Source organism: Pseudomonas sp. REB1044, from assembly GCF_038813925.1.
Lineage (GTDB): Bacteria > Pseudomonadota > Gammaproteobacteria > Pseudomonadales > Pseudomonadaceae > Aquipseudomonas > Aquipseudomonas boreofloridensis.
This window is the reverse complement of the sequence record NZ_CP046139.1, coordinates 4310930-4327082: the sequence shown is the minus strand read 5'-3', so window position 1 is coordinate 4327082 and position 16153 is coordinate 4310930. Positions and strand designations below refer to the sequence as shown.

General features: G+C 62.8%; 16 protein-coding genes, 1 tRNA gene, 1 pseudogene and 1 CRISPR repeat array. Of the genes and pseudogenes, 15 read left to right on the top strand and 3 right to left on the bottom strand.

What is annotated here, in order from left to right:
* The first annotated feature begins 208 nt into the window (after positions 1–208).
* The 4 genes from GKC70_RS19765 (at position 209) to GKC70_RS19750 (ending at position 3291) form a co-directional block, all read left to right on the top strand.
* Positions 209–1264 (top strand): diguanylate cyclase, encoded by a 1056-nt coding sequence (locus GKC70_RS19765; protein WP_342649662.1) that lies wholly within the window; start codon positions 209–211, stop codon positions 1262–1264.
* Positions 1265–1452: 188 nt separating this feature from the next.
* On the top strand, positions 1453–1917 hold the full coding sequence (locus GKC70_RS19760; RefSeq protein WP_317870711.1) for a hypothetical protein: 465 nt from the start codon (positions 1453–1455) through the stop codon (positions 1915–1917).
* 179 nt (positions 1918–2096) lie between these two features.
* A complete protein-coding gene (locus GKC70_RS19755) occupies positions 2097–2717 on the top strand; it encodes a LysE family translocator (protein ID WP_342649661.1) in 621 nt (206 codons plus the stop codon).
* 10 nt (positions 2718–2727) lie between these two features.
* Entirely contained in the window at positions 2728–3291 is a 564-nt protein-coding gene (locus GKC70_RS19750; RefSeq protein ID WP_342649660.1) for a GNAT family protein, read from the top strand.
* Here the strand turns inward: GKC70_RS19750 and GKC70_RS19745 are convergent.
* Positions 3276–4445: a multidrug effflux MFS transporter gene (locus tag GKC70_RS19745; RefSeq protein WP_342649659.1), complete on the bottom strand. Its 1170-nt coding sequence runs from the start codon at positions 4443–4445 to the stop codon at positions 3276–3278. The genes GKC70_RS19750 and GKC70_RS19745 overlap by 16 nt on opposite strands.
* A gap of 135 nt (positions 4446–4580) precedes the next feature.
* Here GKC70_RS19745 and GKC70_RS19740 point away from each other — a divergent pair, with 135 nt between their 5' ends.
* From GKC70_RS19740 to GKC70_RS19730, 3 genes are all read left to right on the top strand, one after another.
* Complete coding sequence (locus GKC70_RS19740) at positions 4581–5471, top strand: LysR family transcriptional regulator (RefSeq protein ID WP_342649658.1); 891 nt, start codon at positions 4581–4583, stop codon at positions 5469–5471.
* 314 nt (positions 5472–5785) lie between these two features.
* Positions 5786–6234: a CRISPR direct-repeat array (repeat unit 28 nt; unit sequence TTTCTGAGCTGCCTACACGGCAGTGAAC).
* Positions 6235–6438: 204 nt separating this feature from the next.
* Positions 6439–6690, top strand: coding sequence for a hypothetical protein (locus GKC70_RS19735; protein ID WP_342649657.1), 252 nt, complete (start codon positions 6439–6441; stop codon positions 6688–6690).
* Between the two features lie 7 nt (positions 6691–6697).
* Positions 6698–6961: a hypothetical protein gene (locus tag GKC70_RS19730; RefSeq protein ID WP_342649656.1), complete on the top strand. Its 264-nt coding sequence runs from the start codon at positions 6698–6700 to the stop codon at positions 6959–6961.
* Between the two features lie 156 nt (positions 6962–7117).
* On the opposite strand, the gene GKC70_RS19725 is transcribed toward GKC70_RS19730, so the two are convergent.
* Positions 7118–7202 (bottom strand) — tRNA-Leu (locus tag GKC70_RS19725).
* A gap of 108 nt (positions 7203–7310) precedes the next feature.
* Here GKC70_RS19725 and queA point away from each other — a divergent pair.
* The 6 genes and pseudogenes from queA to GKC70_RS19695 all read left to right on the top strand — a co-directional run bounded on the left by queA (position 7311) and on the right by GKC70_RS19695 (position 13382).
* Positions 7311–8360, top strand: a complete 1050-nt coding sequence (gene queA, locus GKC70_RS19720; RefSeq protein ID WP_342649655.1) for a tRNA preQ1(34) S-adenosylmethionine ribosyltransferase-isomerase QueA — start codon at positions 7311–7313, stop codon at positions 8358–8360.
* A gap of 14 nt (positions 8361–8374) precedes the next feature.
* The gene (gene tgt / locus GKC70_RS19715) at positions 8375–9490 is read left to right on the top strand and encodes a tRNA guanosine(34) transglycosylase Tgt (protein ID WP_016393977.1); all 1116 of its coding nucleotides are present in this window, start codon (positions 8375–8377) and stop codon (positions 9488–9490) included.
* Between the two features lie 41 nt (positions 9491–9531).
* Positions 9532–9867, top strand: coding sequence for a preprotein translocase subunit YajC (yajC, locus tag GKC70_RS19710; RefSeq protein ID WP_317870646.1), 336 nt, complete (start codon positions 9532–9534; stop codon positions 9865–9867).
* Between the two features lie 65 nt (positions 9868–9932).
* Positions 9933–11794: pseudogene (gene secD / locus GKC70_RS19705) on the top strand (protein translocase subunit SecD).
* 10 nt (positions 11795–11804) lie between these two features.
* Complete coding sequence (gene secF, locus GKC70_RS19700) at positions 11805–12713, top strand: protein translocase subunit SecF (protein WP_039575437.1); 909 nt, start codon at positions 11805–11807, stop codon at positions 12711–12713.
* A 120-nt stretch (positions 12714–12833) separates the two neighbouring features.
* Entirely contained in the window at positions 12834–13382 is a 549-nt protein-coding gene (locus GKC70_RS19695; RefSeq protein ID WP_342649654.1) for a glycine zipper 2TM domain-containing protein, read from the top strand.
* Between the two features lie 82 nt (positions 13383–13464).
* Here GKC70_RS19695 and suhB read toward each other — a convergent pair whose 3' ends face one another.
* Positions 13465–14283 carry an inositol-phosphate phosphatase gene (suhB, locus tag GKC70_RS19690; RefSeq protein WP_342649653.1) on the bottom strand — a complete coding sequence of 273 codons (819 nt, stop codon included), beginning with the start codon at positions 14281–14283 and terminating at the stop codon, positions 13465–13467.
* Positions 14284–14434: 151 nt separating this feature from the next.
* Between suhB and trmJ the strand changes: the two genes are divergently transcribed.
* Both trmJ and cysE read left to right on the top strand, forming a co-directional pair.
* Positions 14435–15205, top strand: a complete 771-nt coding sequence (gene trmJ / locus GKC70_RS19685) for a tRNA (cytosine(32)/uridine(32)-2'-O)-methyltransferase TrmJ (protein ID WP_342649652.1) — start codon at positions 14435–14437, stop codon at positions 15203–15205.
* A 5-nt stretch (positions 15206–15210) separates the two neighbouring features.
* A complete protein-coding gene (cysE, locus tag GKC70_RS19680) occupies positions 15211–15996 on the top strand; it encodes a serine O-acetyltransferase (RefSeq protein ID WP_342649651.1) in 786 nt (261 codons plus the stop codon).
* Positions 15997–16153: the final 157 nt, after the last annotated feature.

Below are 16153 nucleotides of genomic sequence, written 5' to 3'. Positions count from 1 at the left end.
GGGGGCGGGGTAAGGTTCGCGCAGAGGGATGGGAACGTTAAACGGTTCAGTTTCCGAAGGCTGATGAAATGCGTAGGATTCGACCCCACCCGTTTGAACTCCCCTTTTCAGTAGTGGCACAATGCCAAAACGCCGAACCCCAGGGCCTGTCGCCAGCCTGGTTGCCTGTCCGGTGCAACCCAGGACAGTTTTTTTTCGGTGATTCCCGATGAACCAGCGAACGGACAAGGGCCTTTCTTTTGCTAAGCGCATGTACCCGCCACGTGCCATCGGCACCGGTCTGGGTTTCTTCTGCGTGCTTATGGGCCTGTGGCCCCTGCATCCGGCCTGGTGGGTCTGGACGCTGCTCGGGCTGCATGGCTTCGTTTGGCCACATCTGGCGTACCAGATCGCTCGACGCTCCCGGCAGCCTTTCGTCGCCGAGCAGCGCAACCTGGTGTTCGACGGCTTCGCCGGCGGCTGCTGGGCCGGGGCGATGGGGCTCAACCCGCTGCCTAGCGTGATCATTCTGTCGATGATTGCCATGGACAAGATCGCCGCCGGTGGCTGGCACATGCTGGTCAAGACCGTCATCGCCCAGGTGCTGGGTATCGCGCTGGGTCTGTGGCTGTACGCGCCGCCACTGTTTCCGCCCACCACCCAGGCGCAGATGCTGGCCTGCCTGCCGATCCTGCTGATCTACCCCATGGCCATCGGCCTGATCTGTTACCAGGTCACGGTTCAACTGGGCCAGCACAAACGCGCCCTGGCGCGCCTGAGCCAGACCGACAGCCTGACCGGACTGATCAACCACGGCGCCTGGAAAGACCTGCTGACGCGCGAGTTCCAGCGCTGCCGCCGCGCCGACCAGGCCAGTGTGCTGGCGTTGATCGACATCGATCACTTCAAGCAGATCAACGACGTCCATGGCCACCTGATGGGCGACGACATCCTGCGTACCCTGAGCGCGCTGCTGCCTACGCAACTGCGCAAGACCGACCTGGTGGCCCGTTATGGCGGAGACGAGTTCTGCGTGATGTTGCCCGGCGCTGGCCTGGCCCAGGCCGAGGAAATCCTCGAACGATTGCGCCAGGCGGTGGAGTGCTATCGGCATCCCGACCTGCCGGAGCAGCGGCTGAGCCTGAGCATCGGCATCGCCGCCTACGGCGCGCACCAGCTCAGTGCCGATGGCTGGCTGCATGAAGCGGACATGGCGCTGTACCAAGCCAAGAGCGCCGGGCGCAACCGGGTCGTGGTGGCGCGCAGCCAACCGTCGGCCGCTTGATAGGACCTGGGCGATGGATCCTCTTTCTTTTTGTGACCATGGGCATACCGACAACACACACAGATACATCCCACAGGTTATCTCTCCCGGATCCTCATGCGTTGACCGCTGAGTCGCCGTTAAATGCAGCGGCACGGCGGTTCGCGCTTTCGCGGACAGCCTTCATGGACACGAAAGGAGATGCACCTTTGAGCCTGACCGACAAGCGATTTCAGCGGTTCACTCAGCTGGGCTGGGGGGCGATGGATATGCTCATCGTCCTGGTCTATGTGGTCGACAGCCTGCGTCGCGGTGACATCCCGTTCTGGACCGACCTGCACAGCATTCTGGCGTTGGCGTCAGAACATGCGGAACTCGCCTACGCCATTGGCTTCGCCAGCTTGGCGGTCTATCTGACGGTGTTCATCAGCGGCTGTCTCTTTCTGAAAGGCGCGCGCATGGCGGCTTATCTCGGGCTAGCGCAGGCGCCGTTTCGGGTGATTCTGGTGCCCTCGATCCCGGTTGCGCTGTTCTGGCCCGATCCGCTGATCGAGACGGCGGGATGGCTGGTGTTCTTCCTCAGCCTCGTCGCCGAGGTGGTGAAGGTCTGGAGTTTGTTGCTGCTGCTGCGTAGCCAGAGCAATGAGGTAGCCGACGCGCCGGCGGCGGCTTGAGCCAGCCATTTCAGACGCTGCCTGGCAGCGGCCTGTGATCGCCGACGAGCGCGACTTTCCGTTAGACAAAAGATGGCCTACAGGCGATGAAGAAAATACTGAAATTTACCCGCGCCCGGACTACGGAAAACCCTTCCCAAAGGCTACGCTAGGCCAACTGTCCACAAGGCCGACTCGCCATGATCCTCGCCGATAACCTGCTTGCCTTTACCCTCGCCGCCACAGTGTTGACCATCACCCCAGGCCTGGACACGGCCCTGATCCTCAGAACATCGGCCGTCGAAGGCCGCGCGCAGGGGTTGCGCGCCGCGCTGGGTATCAACGCCGGCTGCTTCATCTGGGGCGCGGCGGTGGCCTTTGGTCTCGGCGCCTTGATCGCCGTGTCGGAACTGGCCTACGACATACTCAAGTACTGCGGCGCGGCCTATCTGGCATGGTTGGGTCTGAACATGCTGCTGCGCCCCCGACAGTCGTTGGCCCCGGCCGAGCAGGACGCACGGCCCACGCGGAACTGGTTCCTCAGGGGCATGCTCGGCAATCTGCTCAATCCGAAGATCGGCATCTTCTATGTGTCGTTCTTGCCCCAGTTCATCCCCCAGGGGGCACCGCTGATCACCTGGACCTTTGGCCTGGTAGCCATTCATGTGGTGCTCGGCCTGCTCTGGGCCGCGGCATTGATCGGCGCCACCCGCTCGTTGTCCGGTGTGCTGCGCAAGGGCTCGGTGGTCTCATGGATGGATCGCACCACCGGCGTGCTGTTCATCCTATTCGCTGCCCGGCTGGCGTTGAGCCGCCGTTAAGGAGTTTTCTGTGAATACCCCCGCAACCTTGTATGAAACCGACCGACTGATCGTGCGTAGCTTCTGCGAGGGTGATGCCGCCGCGCTGTTCGACTACCTGCATCGACCGACCGCTAGTTGCTTTTTCTCACTGGCGTTGTCCGACATGGCCGCCGCCGCGCAAGAAGCGAAGCAGCGCGGTATCGACAACGAGTACTTTGCCGTGTGTCTCAAGCACGACGGCGCGTTGGTCGGCGATGTCTTCGCTCACCCGGAAAAGGACCAGCCGGACACGTTTTCCATCGGCTGGAATTTCAATCCCCGCTTCGCCGGGCAGGGCTACGCGCACGAGGCGGCGGTAGCGTTGGTGGACTATTTGTTCAACGAACGGGGCCTGCGACGGTTGTATGCCTACGTTGAGGACACCAACCTGCCGTCCCAGCGACTCTGCGAAAAGCTCGGCATGCGCCGGGAGGGGCTGTTCATGGAGTTCGTGTCGTTCATGAAGGACGATAACGGGGTGCCGGTGTACGAGAATACTTATCAGTATGCGGTGTTGAGTAAGGCGTGGCGAACCACTCAGTCGCGCCCATGATGCAAGCAGCCCCCTAGGCACGCGCCAAGCGCGATCAGGCTGAACATCGCAACGGCCCCCGCCAGCACAGCCAGGCTGGTCCCGAACACTGCGCTGATCGCCATGGCCATCAGCGCGGCACTGCCAATCTGACAGAAACCTACCAGCCCAGAGGCGGTGGCGGCATGGCCGTGCTCTGCGGCGATGGCTCCCGACACGGACAGTGACAATGATGAGCCATTGGCCAGGCTCACCAGGCACATCGGCAGCACCACCCCGGCCGCACTTCGCCAGTCCATCGCTGCAACCCCCAGAAAGACCACACCGCCAAGCACGAAGCAGATCACCCCGGCGGCCACCAGCCGGTCATAGGGCCAGTATTCCAACCCGCGTTTCGTCAGCCAATTCGCGCCGATGATGCCCGCTGTCAGCGGCAGGTACATCCAGCCGATCTGTTCTTCGCTCAGCCCAGCGCGTGTCAGCAGAAAGGGTGACTGCGTGAGGTAGACGAACCACGCGCAGTAGATCGCGCAGACCACCAGGGTGTAGCGGCGAAAGCCACGGTCGCGTAGTACCTGGCTGAAACCGTTAAAGGGGTTGGTCCGTACACGCGCGGCTGCCGGTAGCGTTTCAGGGAGTCGTATAAAGGCCAAGAGCAGTGCAACAGCCCCGAATCCCGCGACGAAAAGAAAATCTGCGCGCCAGCCGAACTGGGCGGCCAGGTGTCCGCCAATCACCGGCGCCAGCGCGGGGGAGAGTGACACCAGCGGGTAGACGACCGCATAGACCTTGGCCGAGGTTCGCTTGTCACAGGTATCGGCGATCAGCGCGCGGCCGATGACCAGCCCGGCAGCGGCGCCCATCGCCTCGATCATGCGCCATGCCAGGAATTCCGAGTAGCTGCCCGCCGCCGCACAGCCCAGCGAGCCCACCAGGTACAGCAGGCCGGCGCCCATCAATACCGGTTTGCGGCCATAGCGGTCGGAGAGTGGGCCGTACACCAATTGCGATACCGCCAGCGCCAGCAGGTAGAACGACACGGTCTGCGGCATCTGCCAGTCGGCGATGCCGAAGGCGTGGGTCATGCTGGGCATGGCGGGCAAGTAGACGTCCGAGGCGATCAGGCCGAAGGCGCTGAGCATCGCGACGACGAGGATGAATGAGGGACGAGGCATGAGGCTCCCGGGTGACAGGCTGGCTGTCGTAGTGAGTTGAGTGGAAGCGGCACATGCTAGGCAGGCTGGGTTCATGTGAAAATGCACGCTAACGCAGCCATTGGCTGCATTTTTGCAGGTGCGTAGCAGGCAATCATGAACTGGGATGACATACGTATCTTTTTAGCCGTCCACCGTGCGAGCACCCTGACCGGCGCGGCGCAGCAGTTGGGGATCGACCAGACCACCGTGAGCCGGCGCCTGGCCGGGCTGGAGCGCACACTCGGCAGTCGGCTGTTCCTGCGCAGCAACAGCGGCCTGACGCTGACCGTGACCGGCCGCGATGTGCTGCTCAAGGCGCAGGACATGGAGCGCATGGCCGTGTCGTTCGAGCGCCGAGGCGAGGGCGCCGATGCACGCGCCGAGGGCGAGGTGAGGGTCACCACCACCGACGCGCTGGCCGTCGATTTCCTGGTCCCGGCGATCGAGCGCTTGCGCGCGAGCCACCCCGACATTCGCGTGATCCTGACCACCACCACCCGACTGCTGGATCTGGCGCGCCGGGAGGCCGACATCGCCGTGCGCACTGTGCGTCCAGAGCAGCCGGATCTGATCGTGCGGCGGCTGGCCAGTTGGGACGTGGGGCTGTATGCCACTCGCGGCTATCTCGAACGCTATGGCACGCCAGAGCCACAGGACCAATTCGCCGGACACGACATTGCCCTGTACCAGGCCGGGGTGACCGAGCGCCAGGACGGGACGCTGGTGGGCGTGCCCATCAAGCAGGGGCGGGTGGTGGCCGAGCTGGACTCCAGCTTGATGTTGGCTACATTCGTGCGGGCAGGGTTGGCCTTGGGTGAACTACCTGACTATCTGGCGGCGCGCGATCCTCAGTTGACGCGGCTATGGCCGCAGCGCCGGCGTGCCACGCCTTATGAAGCGTGGCTGGTGTTGCATCAGGATCTGGCGCATACGGCGCGGGTGAGGGTGGTGGTTGAGGCGATGGCAGGGGTGTTTGGGCAGGGGACGACGGTGCCGGAGCTGTGAGGCAAGGATGTGCCCAGCCTGTTTCACGGTGGGTTACCGGGTACGGGCGGGCGGCTTGTGTGGCTGATGTATCGATTTTTACGCTGCCTATTCGGCAGGTGATGAGTTGAAACTACGGTCTGAAGATTATGAGTCTTTCTGAGCTGTGTATGCGGCAGTGAAGGCTTGTACGTCCTTGGCCCCGCGTTTGACGGCTTTCTGAGTTGTCGGGTCAGCAGTGAACAGGTGCCTCAAGCCTATCGGCTGCTACCGTCGTTTCTGAACTGGCTCATGGCAGGGAGCTCCAGAACGGCGCTGGATTTGGGGCTGGATAATTTCTGGGCTGCCTACACGGGGGTAATCTTGCCCCTGGCCTCGGCGCGGCGGAGTATCCCTTTCTGAGCTGCCTACACGGCAGTGAACGTGGCGGTGTAGCCGATTTTCGAGTCGGGGTATTTCTGAGCTGCCTACACGGCAGTGAACCAATGGCTGGTCGATTGGCCGGACCTTGCGCATTTCTGAGCTGCCTACACGGCAGTGAACGCAGTGAATAGAGGGGAGAGGGGTTACAGCGGTTTCTGAGCTGCCTACACGGCAGTGAACCCGTGTCTCGCGCTCGCCTCGCACCGCCGTGCTTTTCTGAGCTGCCTACACGGCAGTGAACACGCCCACTTCGTCCAGGATCAGTAGGTCAACTTTCTGAGCTGCCTACACGGCAGTGAACGCCAAGGCCCTGCTGCTCGGTGAGTTCAAGCTTTTCTGAGCTGCCTACACGGCAGCTCAGAAACTATCCGCCAGCGGAGAGCCGAGCGCGCCATGGTTCACTGCCGTGTAGGCAGCCCATAAATCAATCCCAGGCCGCCTCACAGAACAGTTCGAATCAGTGATACCAACTATCAAGCGGGACGATTTTTCACCTTGTGCGGCGCCTCATAAGCTTGATCCATCGATTCGAAACCCTCGAATGTCAGGCACAGGATGCTGCACCATGAACGCCATTGTCCGTCCTCTTCTGGTTGTCATCACGGCTGTTGGTCTCAGTCTTCTTGCAGGCTGTGCCACCCATCCCGAACTACGTCCCTATACTGCGCAGGAAGTGCGCCAGTTGCGGCTGGAAGCGCTGCAGCGTCAAGGGCTATCTCTGGATGCCTACGAAAGGCAGCGGGCTGTAATCATCAGGGCCGACCAGGCAGAAATGGCGGCAAGCAGCGAGCAATCCGTAGACGGTTTCAGCGGGTGAGGCCTCGATGATGAGAAAAACACTGCGCGCCTTACTCATAATGTCCACCGCGTTGTTCTTTATCAGTTTGGCAGGCTGTGCAGGATCGTCACGCCTGTCTACGGGGGGCGTTGAGTACGCGCAGTTCGACTATGAAAAGCGGCTGGCGATGTTCTTAGGCGATGACGACCCGCTCGACGAAGATCAAGAGCTGAGTCTCTGGGGGCTGGACTACGCGGTGTTCAGTTCAGGTGTTGGCATGGTTCCAGCCCTGAAAGCGTCCGTGAACTGAGGTGCCTTACCCAACAGCATGAGAATCCGCAATGTCCGGCTCGGCGTCGCACAGGCAGTGCCATACCGTCTCGCAGGCCCTCTCTGGTTTGGCCATTAAAAACCGAAAACCCGCCCACAAAAAAACCGACCCTAAGGTCGGTTTCCTGTTCAATCATGGTGCCCCGAGGGAGACTCGAACTCCCACTCCTTTCGAAAACGGATTTTGAATCCGCCGCGTCTACCAATTCCGCCATCAGGGCTTGTGGCGCCGCAGTATAGTGAGGGTCTTCGAGTCGGTCAATCGGCTTTCATGGTCAATTTTCATGCATTGGGCTAAACTTCCCGGCCCTGCCAAACCGAACACGATCATGCGCGTCGCCGATTTTTCCTTCGAACTCCCCGATTCCCTCATCGCCCGTCATCCCCTGGCCGAGCGCCATGGCAGTCGTCTGCTGGTCCTCGACGGGCCGAGCGGCGAATTGGCGCACCGGCGTTTCACCGACTTGCTCGAGTACCTGCGCCCGGGCGACCTGATGGTGTTCAACAACACCCGGGTCATTCCGGCGCGGCTGTTCGGCCAGAAAGCCTCCGGCGGCAAGCTGGAAATGCTGATCGAGCGCGTGCTCGACAGCCACCGGGTGCTGGCCCATGTGCGCGCCAGTAAGGCGCTGAAGGTCGGGGCCACGGTGCTGATCGATGGCGGGGGCGCGGCCGAGATGGTGGCGCGCCACGAGACGCTGTTCGAATTGCGCTTCAGCGAAGAGGTGCTGCCGCTGCTCGACCGCGTCGGGCACATGCCGTTGCCGCCGTACATCGACCGTCCCGACGAGGGCGCCGACCGCGAGCGTTACCAGACCGTCTACGCCGAGCGCGCCGGGGCGGTGGCAGCGCCCACTGCCGGGCTGCACTTCGACGAGGCGTTGCTGGCGCAGATCGCCGCCAAGGGCGTTGGGCGCGCGTTCGTCACCTTGCATGTGGGCGCCGGCACCTTCCAGCCGGTGCGGGTCGACAAGATCGAAGACCACCATATGCATAAAGAGTGGCTGGAGGTGAGTCAGGACGTGGTCGATGCCATCGACGCCTGCCGCGCCAGGGGCGGGCGGGTGATCGCGGTGGGGACTACCAGCGTGCGGTCGCTGGAAAGCGCGGCGCGCGATGGCGTGCTCAAGGCCTTCAGTGGCGATACCGACATCTTCATCTACCCTGGTCGGCCGTTCCATGTGGTCGATGCGCTGGTCACCAACTTCCATTTGCCCGAGTCCACGCTGCTGATGCTGGTCTCGGCCTTCGCCGGATACCCCGAGACCATGGCCGCCTACGCGGCGGCGGTCGAGCAGGGGTATCGCTTCTTCAGTTACGGTGATGCCATGTTCATCACCCGCAATCCGGCGCCGCGCGGCCCCGAGGATCAAGCATGAGTCGCACCTGTCGTATGTCCTTCGAACTGCTGGCCACCGACGGCAAGGCCCGTCGTGGTCGGCTGACCTTCCCCCGTGGCACCGTGGAAACCCCGGCGTTCATGCCGGTGGGCACCTACGGCACGGTCAAGGGCATGCTGCCGCGTGACATCGAGGCCATCGGTGCCGAGATCATCCTGGGCAACACCTTCCACCTCTGGCTGCGTCCGGGCACCGAGGTGATCAAGAAGCACAACGGCCTGCACGATTTCATGCAGTGGAAAGGCCCGATTCTCACCGACTCCGGCGGCTTCCAGGTGTTCAGCCTGGGTGCGATGCGCAAGATCAAGGAAGAGGGCGTGACCTTCGCCTCGCCGGTGGACGGTTCCAAGGTGTTCATGGGCCCGGAAGAGTCGATGCAGGTGCAGCGCGACCTGGGCTCGGACATCGTGATGATCTTCGACGAGTGCACGCCGTACCCGGCCGAGCATGACGTGGCGCGCACCTCCATGGAGTTGTCGCTGCGCTGGGCCCAGCGTTCGAAAAACGCCCACGGCGACAATACCGCCGCGCTGTTCGGCATCGTTCAGGGTGGCATGTACCAGGACCTGCGCATGCGTTCGCTGGAAGCGCTGGTCAACATCGACTTCGACGGCTTGGCCATTGGTGGCCTGTCGGTGGGTGAGCCCAAGCACGAGATGATCAAGGTGCTGGACTACCTGCCGGCGCAGATGCCTGCTGACAAACCTCGTTACCTTATGGGGGTAGGCAAACCGGAAGATCTGGTTGAGGGTGTGCGCCGCGGCGTCGACATGTTCGACTGCGTGATGCCCACGCGCAACGCGCGCAACGGTCATCTGTTCGTCGATACAGGGGTGATCAAGATCCGCAATGCGTTCCATCGCCACGATGATTCGCCGCTGGATCCGACCTGTGACTGCTACACCTGCAGCAACTTCTCCCGCGCCTATCTGCATCACCTGGACAAGTGCGGCGAAATGCTGAGCAGTATGCTCAATACCATCCACAACTTGCGCCATTACCAGCGCTTGATGGCCGGTTTACGCGAGGCTATTCAACAGGGTAAATTGGCCGCCTTTGTCGACGCCTTCTATGCCAAGCGCGGACTTCCCGTACCGCCTTTGGATTGACTGTTCGTACACAACACTAAATTAAGCAACTGGAGTGCTACATGAGCTTTCTGATTCCCGCCGCTTACGCGGACGCTGCAGCCCCGGCCGCCGGCCCCGCCGGTACCGGCTTCGAGTGGATCTTCCTGGTCGGCTTCCTGGTCATCTTCTACCTGATGATCTGGCGTCCTCAGGCCAAGCGCGCCAAGGAGCAGAAGAACCTGCTCAATGCGCTGCAGAAAGGCGACGAAGTGGTCACCAACGGCGGTATCGCCGGCAAGATCGTCAAAGTATCGGATGATTTCGTGGTGCTGGAAGTGTCCGACACCGTCGAGCTGAAGTTCCAGAAGGGCGCCATCGCCGCGACCCTGCCGAAAGGTACGCTCAAGGCTATCTGAGTTACCGGTTTCATTTTTTCCAGTCGGGGCGCGCAACGCGCCCCGCGTCTTGAACGGGCGGCGTGATGCTGAACAAATACCCTCTGTGGAAATACCTGCTGATCCTGGTGGTACTGGCGGTCGGCTTTATTTATTCCGCTCCCAACCTCTACCCGGACGATCCGGCGGTGCAGATCAGCGGCGCAAGCTCGGCCCTGCACGTGAGCCAGGCCGACCTCGACCGCGCCACCAAGGCGCTGACCGATGCCGGTATCGCGGTCAAGGGCGGCAGCCTGGGCGAGAAGGGCAGTGCGCTGGTGCGCCTGACCAACCAGGAAGATCAACTGCCGGCCAAGGACGTGGTGCGCAAGGCATTGGGTGACGACTACGTCGTTGCGCTGAACCTGGCCCAGACCACCCCGCAATGGCTGCGCAACCTGGGCGCCAGCCCGATGAAGCTGGGCCTGGACCTCTCCGGTGGTGTGCACTTCCTGCTCGAAGTGGACATGGACAAGGCCATGAGCGCCCGGATGAAGGTCTACGACGGCGAGGTCAAGACCCTACTGCGCAAGGAGCGTGTGCGCTACCGCAGCCTGCCTCAGCAGGACGGTGCCATTCTGCTCGGCTTCTCCGACGACGCCACCCGCGAACAGGCCCGTGCCCTGGTCCGCAAGAATTTCAGTGATTTCGACATCACCACCACCGAGCGCAACGAGCTGTCGGTCCTGCGCCTGGCGCTGACGCCGGCCAAGGTCGCGGAAATCCGCGAGTACTCGGTCAAGCAGAACCTCACCACCGTGCGCAACCGGGTCAACGAGCTGGGTGTGGCCGAGCCGCTGGTCCAGCGTCAGGGCGGCAACCGCATCGTGGTCGAACTGCCAGGCGTGCAGGACACTGCCGAAGCCAAGCGTATCCTCGGCAAGACCGCCAACCTGGAGTTCCGCTTCGGCGCCGAGCCCGGCGCTTCGAAAGCCACTACCGAGGTGTTCGAGTTCCGCGACGGCAATCGTTCGGCGGCGGTCGAGCGCGGCCTGATCATCACCGGCGACCAGGTCACCGACGCCCAGGCCAGCTTCGACGAGCACGGTCGTCCACAGGTCAACATCCGCCTCGACGGTCACGGTGGCGAGCTGATGAGCCGCGCCACGCGCAGCAACGTCGGTCGCAGCATGGCGGTGATCTTCATCGAGCAGCGTCCGATGACCCGCTACGAGAAGCAGGTGATCGATGGCGTCGAGAAAGACGTACCCATCCAGACCTTCAAGGAAGAGAAGAAGATCATCAGCCTGGCGACCATCCAGTCGCCGCTGGGCAGCCAGTTCCGCATCACCGGCCTGAACGGTCAGGGCGAGTCGTCCGAGCTGGCGCTGCTGCTGCGTGCCGGTGGCCTGGCCGCTCCGATGTACTTCGCCGAAGAGCGGACCATCGGTCCGAGCCTGGGGGCCGACAACATCACCAAGGGTGTCGATGCGTCGCTGTGGGGCATGCTGTTCGTCTCGCTGTTCATCATCGCCATCTACCGCGGTTTCGGCGTGATCGCCACCGTCGCCCTGGCGGGCAACATGGTGCTGCTGCTGGCCTTAATGTCGCTGCTGGGGCCACCCTGACGCTGCCGGGTATCGCCGGTATCGTGTTGACCATGGGTATGGCGGTGGACGCCAACGTGCTGATCTTCTCGCGTATCCGCGAGGAGCTCAAAGCCGGCATGTCGGTGCAGCGCGCCATCCATGAAGGTTTCAACCGCGCCTATACCGCGATCATCGACGCCAACCTGACCAGCCTGCTGGTCGGCGGCATCCTGTTCGCCATGGGTACCGGCCCGGTCAAAGGCTTCGCGGTCACCATGTCCCTCGGGATTTTCACCTCGATGTTCACCGCCGTCATGGTGACCCGCGCAATGGTCAACCTGACCTGCGGCGGGCGTGACATCAAGAAGCTGTGGGTTTGAGGGAGCTGCGATGAAAACCATCAACTTCATGGGCGTGCGCAATGTCGCGTTCGCCATCACCATGCTCCTCACCGTGCTGGCGCTGTTCAGCTGGTGGCAGAAGGGCCTGAACTTCGGCCTGGACTTCACCGGCGGCACGCTGATCGAGCTGACCTACGAACGCCCGGCTGACCTCAAGGCAGTACGTGCCGAGCTGGTCGAGTCCGGTTTCCATGAGGCCGTGGTGCAGAGTTTCGGCGCCACCACCGACCTGCTGGTGCGTATGCCTGGCGACGACCCACAACTGGGTAATCGCGTGGCCAGTGCCCTGCAGAAACTGGGCGGCGACAACCCGGCGACCGTCAAGCGCGTCGAGTTCGTCGGCCCGCAGGTGGGTGAAGAGCTGCGCGACCAGGGCGGCCTCGGCATGCTTCTGGCCCTGGGCGGTATCCTCATCTACCTGGCGTTCCGCTTCCAATGGAAGTTCGCCGTGGGCGCCATCGTTTCGCTGATCCACGACGTGGTGGTGACCCTGGGCATCCTGTCGTTCTTCCAGATCACCTTCGACCTGACGGTGCTGGCAGCGGTGCTGGCGATCATCGGCTACTCGCTCAACGACACCATCGTCGTGTTCGACCGGGTGCGCGAGAACTTCCGGGTGATGCGCAAGGCTTCGTTGATCGAGAACATCAACGTCTCGACCACCCAGACTCTGCTGCGCACCATCGCCACCTCGGTGTCGACCCTGCTGGCCATCGCCGCCTTGCTGTTCTTCGGCGGCGACAACCTGTTCGGCTTCTCCCTGGCGCTGTTCATCGGCGTCATGGCCGGTACCTACTCGTCGATCTACATCGCCAACGTGGTGCTGATCTGGCTGAATCTGAACAGCGAAGACCTGATCCCGCCGGTCAAGGCCGAGGGTGCGGACGACCGACCGTAAGTAATCTCCTGCGCCGTTTGGCGTAACAAGAGGCGCGAGTGTTGAACTCGCGCCTTTTTTTTTGCTCCAAGGCAGGGAGAAGGTGGGCGTAGCCCCGTGAGTATGATCAGGAGAGTCCACGTGAACAAATCAATGCTGGTGGGTGCGGTTCTGGGTGCTGTCGGTGTCACTGCCGGAGGTGCTGTGGCGACCTACAGCTTGGTGAACAAAGGGCCTGAATACGCCCAGGTCACCGATGTGCAGCCGATCAAGCAACAGGTGAAGACGCCGCGCGAAGTGTGCAAGGACGTGACCGTGACCCGGCAGCGTCCGGTGCAGGACCAGCACCAGATCGCCGGTACGGTGGTGGGTGCGTTGGCGGGTGGCCTGCTGGGTAACCAGATCGGCGGCGGCAACGGCAAGAAGCTGGCCACCGTGGCCGGTGCGGTGGGCGGCGGCTATGCCGGCAACAAGGTGCAGGAAGGCATGCAGCAGCGTGACACCTACACCACCACGCAGACCCGCTGCAACACGGTCAATGACCTCAGCGACAAGGTGGTGGGCTATACGGTCAAGTACACCATCGGTGATCAGGCAGGTGTGGTGAAGATGGATCACGAGCCCGGTTCGACCATCCCGCTGGACAAGAATGGCAAGCTGGTGTTGAGTCAGGAGCAGCGTGGGCAGTGAAGGCGGATCGCGTTCTTTTCAGGCGCAGTTGAATAAAAAAAAGCACCTCGAGAGGTGCTTTTTTTGTGCCGCCGAGATCGCCTCAGCGCTTCAGGCTTTCCGGCAGGTGCGGTTGGATCGCCGTCAGCACCGCCTTGAAGCACTTGATGTTGCCGGCAACGATGTGGCCTTTCTCGAGGAAGTCGTGGCCGCCATTGAAGTCGCTGACCAGGCCGCCCGCTTCCTGGATCAGCAGCACGCCGGCTGCCATGTCCCATTCCGACAGGCCCGACTCCCAGAAGGCGTCGAAACGACCGGCCGCTACGTAGGCCAGGTCCAGCGCAGCGGAACCGGCGCGGCGGATGCCGGCGGTCTGGCCGGTGAGGGCGCGGAACATGCCCAGGTAGTTGTCCAGGTCGGCCATCTGGTTGTCACGGAACGGGAAGCCGGTGCCGAGCAGGGCGCCTTCCAGGCTGGTGCGGGAGCTGACGCGCAGGCGACGGCCATTGAGCTGGGCGCCGCGACCGCGGCTGGCGGTGAATTCTTCCTGGCGCACAGGATCGACGATGACCGCGTGCTCGAGGCGACCGCGGTAGCGGCAGGCGATGCTGACCGAGAAGTGGGGAACGCCACGCAGGAAGTTGGTGGTGCCGTCCAGCGGATCGATGATCCACAGGTAGTCCTTGCCTTCCTCGCCGGTGCCGGCATGCAGGCCGGTTTCTTCGCCTTGGATCGAGTGGTTCGGATAAGCCTTGCGCAGGGCGTTGACGATGGTCTGCTCGGCGGCGCGATCGACCTCGGAGACGTAATCCTTGGCCTCTTTCTCGTCGACCTTGATGCTATCCAGGCGTTCGATGGAGCGGAAAATCAGTTCACTGGCGCTGCGAGCGGCGCGCAGGGCGATATTCAGCATAGGCTGCATGGGCGTTTCACCTGGAGATGTTAAAGAAGAAAGCCGCATAGTCTATCAGAAAACTGTTCCGGCAGAAGGGTGACATGCACTTTCGTGGCGTTACGCCCCTCGCTTAGGTAACATCGCGGGCCTTGTCGTGTGCCTTCGTGAGCGTGTCACCGTGCTGCAGAATATTCGTGTCGTTCTGGTCAATACCAGCCACCCCGGCAACATCGGCGGCGCTGCGCGTGCCATGAAGAACATGGGCCTGTCGCGGCTGGTACTGGTGCAGCCGAAGGTGTTTCCGTCCGATGAGGCTGCGGCGCGGGCCTCCGGGGCCGACGATGTGCTGGCGAGCACGCAGGTGGTCGACAGCCTCGAAGAAGCCCTGACCGGCTGTACCCTGGTCATGGGCACCAGCGCCCGTGAGCGCAGCATTCCCTGGCCGTTGATCGATCCCCGCGAGTGCGGTGCCAAGGCAGTGGCGCATGCCGCCGGCGGCGAGGAGATCGCTCTGGTGTTCGGGCGCGAGCATGCCGGGCTCACTAACGACGAGTTGCAGCGATGTCACTTCCATGTGCACATCGCCTCGAACCCCGATTTCAGCTCGCTGAACCTGGCGGCGGCCGTTCAGGTGCTTTCCTACGAAGTGCGCATGGCCTGGCTGGCCGCTCAGCAAGCGCCTTCGGCGGTCGCGGTGTTGGAGGCTGGCTCGCCGCCCAGCGACGACCTGGCCACCATGGACGAGATGGAGCGGTTCTACGAACACCTGGAAAAGACCCTGGTGGACATCGGCTTCCTCGACCCGGCGAAGCCCAAGCACCTGATGCCGCGTCTGCGCCGGTTGTATGGGCGCAGCTCGGTCAATCGTTCGGAAATGAGCATCTTGCGTGGCATCCTCACCGAGACCCAGAAGGTCGTCCGGGGTGACGCGCACAAGCGCAAGGACTAGACCCCATGTTCGACCGTCTGCGTGAAGACATCCAAAGCGTATTCCACCGCGACCCGGCCGCGCGCAACGCCTTCGAGGTGCTGACCTGCTATCCCGGTATGCATGCCATCTGGTTGCATCGCCTGGGCAACGCCCTGTGGCGCCGCGACTTCAAGTGGCTGGCGCGGCTGGTGTCGAACTTCGGGCGCTGGCTCACCGGGATCGAGATCCACCCAGGTGCAACCATCGGCCGACGCTTCTTCATCGATCACGGCATGGGTATCGTCATCGGCGAGACCGCCGAAATCGGCGACGACGTCACCTTGTACCAAGGGGTGACGCTCGGCGGCACCAGTTGGAATAAAGGCAAGCGCCACCCCACGCTGGAAAACGGGGTGGTGGTCGGGGCCGGCGCCAAGGTGCTCGGCCCATTCACTGTTGGCGCTGGAGCCAAGATCGGCTCCAATGCCGTGGTCACCAAGGCGGTGCCGGCGGGGGCGACCGCCGTGGGCATTCCCGGGCGCATCATCGTCAGGCAGCAGGACGATGAGGCGGGTGCGCGGCGCAAGGCCATGGCCGAGAAGATCGGCTTCGATGCCTACGGCGTCAGCGCCGACATGCCCGACCCGGTGGCCCGCGCCATCGACCAGATGCTCGATCACCTGCAGGCGGTCGACGAGCGCCTCGAAGGCATGTGCGGTGCGCTCACTCAGTTGGGCAGCGACTACAGCGCCAAGGCGCTGCCGGCACTGCCCGAGGAGGACTTTGCCGAGGTCAAGCCGGCGATCCAGAGCGACGCGGCGGCGCACTGATTCCGTCAACACAGGTCGGCGCGTTGGCCAGGGGCGTGTGCTGCCGGCCCGTGTCTGCTATCATCGCGCCGCCTCCCGCATTCAAACCCGACTAAAGCACTAGGTCTTATAGTTGACTTAAATGCTCGGGAATCGCATACTCGCACACATCCTGTAA

Coding starts and splice junctions, on each gene's coding strand:
- GKC70_RS19765 (WP_342649662.1), top strand. CDS start 209: ATGAACCAGCGAACGGACAAGGGCCTTTCTTTTGCTAAGCGCATGTAC.
- GKC70_RS19755 (WP_342649661.1), top strand. CDS start 2,097: ATGATCCTCGCCGATAACCTGCTTGCCTTTACCCTCGCCGCCACAGTG.
- GKC70_RS19745 (WP_342649659.1), bottom strand. CDS start 4,445: ATGCCTCGTCCCTCATTCATCCTCGTCGTCGCGATGCTCAGCGCCTTC.
- GKC70_RS19740 (WP_342649658.1), top strand. CDS start 4,581: ATGAACTGGGATGACATACGTATCTTTTTAGCCGTCCACCGTGCGAGC.
- GKC70_RS19735 (WP_342649657.1), top strand. CDS start 6,439: ATGAACGCCATTGTCCGTCCTCTTCTGGTTGTCATCACGGCTGTTGGT.
- GKC70_RS19730 (WP_342649656.1), top strand. CDS start 6,698: ATGATGAGAAAAACACTGCGCGCCTTACTCATAATGTCCACCGCGTTG.
- queA (WP_342649655.1), top strand. CDS start 7,311: ATGCGCGTCGCCGATTTTTCCTTCGAACTCCCCGATTCCCTCATCGCC.
- tgt (WP_016393977.1), top strand. CDS start 8,375: ATGTCCTTCGAACTGCTGGCCACCGACGGCAAGGCCCGTCGTGGTCGG.
- yajC (WP_317870646.1), top strand. CDS start 9,532: ATGAGCTTTCTGATTCCCGCCGCTTACGCGGACGCTGCAGCCCCGGCC.
- secF (WP_039575437.1), top strand. CDS start 11,805: ATGAAAACCATCAACTTCATGGGCGTGCGCAATGTCGCGTTCGCCATC.
- suhB (WP_342649653.1), bottom strand. CDS start 14,283: ATGCAGCCTATGCTGAATATCGCCCTGCGCGCCGCTCGCAGCGCCAGT.
- cysE (WP_342649651.1), top strand. CDS start 15,211: ATGTTCGACCGTCTGCGTGAAGACATCCAAAGCGTATTCCACCGCGAC.